Consider the following 4316-nt stretch of genomic DNA (forward strand, 5'->3'; position numbering starts at 1 on the left):
CGACGTCTCCAGCAGCAACCGCTGCTGCGGATCCATCGCCAACGCCTCACGCGGCGAGATCCCGAAGAACCCCGCATCGAACTCCGCCGCATCGTGCAGGAACCCGCCCTCGCGGGTGTAGACCTTCCCGCGCACGCCCGGATCAGGGTCGTACAGGTTCTCCAGATCCCAGCCGCGGTCCACCGGGAAGCCCGAGATGCCGTCCGAGCCGGTGGCCACCAACTGCCACAGCTCCTCCGGGGAACCCACCCCGCCGGGGAAGCGGCAGCCCATGCCCACGATGGCGATCGGCTCGTCGGTCGTGGCGGCGACGGGCTCGGCGGTGTCGGTGCTCTCCGCGAGGAGTTCACGGCGCAGATACGCCGCCAGCGCGGCCGGTGTGGGGTAGTCGAAGACCAGGGTGGGAGGCAGCGCCAGACCGGTGAGGGGGCTGAGCGCGTTGCGCAGTTCGACGGCGCTCAGCGAGTCGACGCCGAGGTCGCGGAAGGTGTGCTCGGCGCCGACGGCGTCGGCCGTCGCGTGGCCGAGGACGGTGGCGGCGTGCGAGCGGACCACGCCGAGCAGCATCCCGTCGCGTTCAGCGGCGGGCAGCGCGAGCAGCCGGTCGCGGAGCGTCGCTGCGGGCGCGGCAGCCGTCCGGGCGGCCGGGCGCGGGGTGCGCACCAGGCCGCTGAGCAGCGGCGGCACCTCCCGCCCGGGCCGGGGTGCGGTGTCGAGGCGCATCGGCAGCAGGGCCGCCCGGTCGGCGGAGAGGCAGGCGTCGAAGAGCGCCAGCCCCTCCTCGACGGCGATCGGGGCGAAGCCGGCCCGCTCGATGCGGGCAAGGTCCGCTTCGGCCAACTGGCCGGTGATGCCGCTGCGTTCGGCCCACAGGCCCCAGGCGAGCGAGAGCGCCGGCAGCCCGTTCGCCCGGCGGTGGGCGGCCAGGCCGTCCAGGAAGGCATTGGCCGCCGCGTACGCGCCCTGGCCTGCGCCGCCGAACACTCCGGCGGCGGAGGAGAACAGGACGAAGTGCGCCAGGTCCAGGCCCCGGGTCAGCTCGTGGAGGTGGAGCGCGGCGTCGGCCTTGGGGCGCAGCACCGCGTCGGCCTGCTCGGGGGTGAGGGATTCCACCAGTCCGTCGGCCACGACCCCGGCCGCGTGCACCACGCCGGTCAGCGGGTGCTCGGCCGGGATCCGGGCCAGGACGTCGGCGAGGGCCGGCCGGTCGGCCGCGTCGCAGGCGACGACCGACACGGTGGCGCCCAGTTCACCGAGTTCGGCCGCCAGCGCCTCGGCGCCTTCGGCGGCCGGTCCCCTGCGGCTGGTCAGCAGCAGGTGGCGGACGTCGTGCGCCGTCACGAGGTGTCGGGCGACGGCCGCACCGAGGGTGCCCGTGCCGCCGGTGACCAGGACGGTCCCGTCGGGACGGAAGGCGGACGCGTGGGTGCTCGCCTCGGCCCGGGCCAGCCGGGCCACGGACCAGGCGCCGTCGCGGACGAGGAACTGCGGCTCGGCGCCGAGCACCGCGGCCGTGAGCGGCTCCCCCGGACGGTCGGTGTCGACCAGGACGAACCGCCCCGGGTGCTCGGTCTGCGCGGAGCGCACCAGGCCGTGCAGCGCGGCACCGGCCGGGCTGGTGACCTGCTCGCCCGTCGCACCGCTGGTGACGAGGACCAGCCGGGCGGCGGCGAACCGTTCGTCGGCCAGCCATGCCCGCAGCAGGTGGAGCGTGCGGTGGACCGCGTCGTGCAGGGCGTCGAGCACCGGCTGCTCGCGTACGACCACCACGTCCGGTACGGCCGCACCGGCGTCGACGGCGGCTGCCAGGGCCGCCAGGGAGGGGTGGTGGTCGTCCTCGGCGGGGCCGACGCCGGCCCAGCTGCCCGGTGCCAGCGGCTCCGCCGCGTCCGCCGGGATCCAGTCGAGCCGGTACAGCGCGTCCGCCGTGGACGACGCGCGCAGCGCATCGGCCGTGACCGGCCGCACCGTCAGCGACTCCACCGACGCCACCGGGAGCCCCGACGGATCGGCCACCGCCAGCGCCATCGCGTCCGCGCCGGCCGGGGTCAGCCGTACGCGCAGGGTGTCCGCGCCGGTCGCGAAGAGCCGCACACCCGACCAGTGGAACGGCAGCCGCGGTCCGCCGGACGCGTCCGGTCCGGCCAGGCTCCAGGCGTGCAGGGCGCTGTCGAGGAGCGCGGGGTGCACGCCGTAGCCGTCGGCCGTCTCCTCGGCCAGGGCGACTTCCGCGAAGACCTCGGTCCCGCGCCGCCAGGCCGCGCGTACGCCCCGGAAGGCCGGGCCGTAGTCGAGTCCGGCGGCGGCGAGGCTGTCGTAGAGCGTGTCCACCGGGACCGGGCGGGCGCCCTGCGGGGGCCACTGGACCAGATCGAAGGCGGGGTCGGCGGCGTCGGCGGCCAGGGTGCCGGTGGCGTGCCGGGTCCAGGGCCGGTCGGCGGAGTCGTCGGTCCGGGCGAAGACCGTCAGGCCGCGCCGGCCCGCCGCGTCCGCGGCGCCGACCGCCAACTGGACCTGGATGCCGCCCTGTTCGGGCAGCACGAGCGGGGACTGAAGGGTCAGCTGCTCGATGAGCCGGCAGCCGGACAGGTCGGCCGCGTGGAGCGCCAGGTCGATGAAGGCGGTGCCGGGCAGCAGTACCGTGCCCGCCACCGCATGGTCCGCGAGCCACGGGTGGGTGCGCAGCGACAGGCGGCCGGTGAGCAGCAGCTCGTCGGCCCCGGCGACCGACACCGCCGCGCCCAGCAGCCGGTGGTCGGCCGCGCCGAGGCCCAGGTCGGCCGGCCGGGCGGCACCGGCGGCGGCCGGGGAGTCGGCGAGCCAGTAGTGCACGCGCTCGAAGGCGTACGTCGGCAGCTCGGTGCGGCGCGGACCGAGGTGGCCGAAGAAGGCGTCGGCGTCGAAGTCGATGCCACGGACGTACAGGTGGGCCAGGGCGGTCAGCAGGCTGACGGGCTCCGGGCGCCCCTCGCGCAGGGTGGGGAGCAGCACCGCGTCGCTGTCTTCGGCGAGGCACTCGCGTCCCATGAGGGACTGCATGGCGACCGGGCCGAGTTCCAGGTAGGTACGGACGCCGTCGGCCTCCAGGGTGCGCATGCCGTCCAGGAAGCGGACGGCGCCGCGGACGTGACGCCCCCAGTACTCCGGGGAGCGGAGCTCGGCGGGATCGGCGAGCCGGCCGTCGAGGCAGTTGATCACCGGGGTGCGCGGCGGGTGGAACTCCAGTTCCCGGACCGCCGTCACGAACCGGTCCACGATCGGCTCCATGTGGGCGGAGTGGAACGCCCGGCCGAAGGACATCCGGTGGGTCCGCCGGCCTGCTGCCTGCCACTCGTCGCCGATCTGCGCGACGAGGTCCTCGTCGCCGGAGATGACGACCTGCCGCGGGCCGTTGACCAGGGCGACGTCGACGGTGCCGGTGCGGCCCCGCAGGGAGGCGCGGACCTCGTCCTCGGACGCCTCGATCGCGACCATCGTGCCGCCCTGCGGCGTCTGCTGGAGCAGACGGCCCCGCGTGGTGACGAAGGCGGCCGCGTCCGCCAGCGAGAGCATGCCGGTCACGTGGAGCACGGCGGAGTCGCCGTTGGAGCCGCCGAAGACCACGTCGGGACGGATCCCCCAGTGCTCGATCAGCCGGTGGAGGGCGACCTCCAGGGCGAACACCGCCGGGTGGCCGTACTCGGCCTGCGCCAGCAACGCGGCCTCCGGAGTGTCCTCGGGTGCGAAGACGATCTCCTTGAGCGGCCGGCCGAGATGCCGGTCCAGTTCGGCGCAGACCTCGTCGAAGGCCGCCGCGAAGACCGGGAACGCCTCGTACAACTCGCGTCCCATGCCCAGGCGCTGACTGCCCTGGAAGGTGAACAGGAAGGCCAGCCCGCCGTCGTCGCGCGTGCCTCGCACGACCGAGGACGCGGGTTCTCCGGCCGCCAGCGCGGCGAGACCGACCAGCAGTTCGGCGCGGTCCTGGGCCAGCACGACGGCCCGGTGCTCGAACCCGGTGCGGCGGCGCAGGAGGGAGTACGCCGTGTCGGCCAGGTCGAGGTCGGGGCGCTCGGTGACGAAGGCGTGCAGACGCTCGGCCTGCGCGCGCAACGCCGCCTCCGTCCTGCCCGACAGCACCCAGGGGAGCAGTCCGTGCGGTTTGCGGGAGAGGGCTTCCGGCTCCGGCGCGGTGACCTGTTCGAGGATGACGTGGGCGTTGGTGCCGCTCAGCCCGAAGGAGGAGACGGCCGCCCGTCGCGGCCGGTCCAGCTCCGGCCACGCCCGCTGCTCGGTCAGCAGCTCCACCGCACCCGCCGACCAGTCCACATGCGACG

Annotated in this window: 1 protein-coding gene; it reads right to left on the reverse strand. The window is 75.4% G+C overall.

What is annotated here, in order from left to right; all coding sequences use genetic code 11:
* On the reverse strand, positions 1-4316 hold a 4316-nt coding region (locus ABZ471_RS47920), incomplete at both ends, for a type I polyketide synthase (protein WP_359075451.1).

The sequence above is a fragment of the Streptomyces sp. NPDC005728 genome, from assembly GCF_040630895.1.
GTDB lineage: Bacteria > Actinomycetota > Actinomycetes > Streptomycetales > Streptomycetaceae > Streptomyces.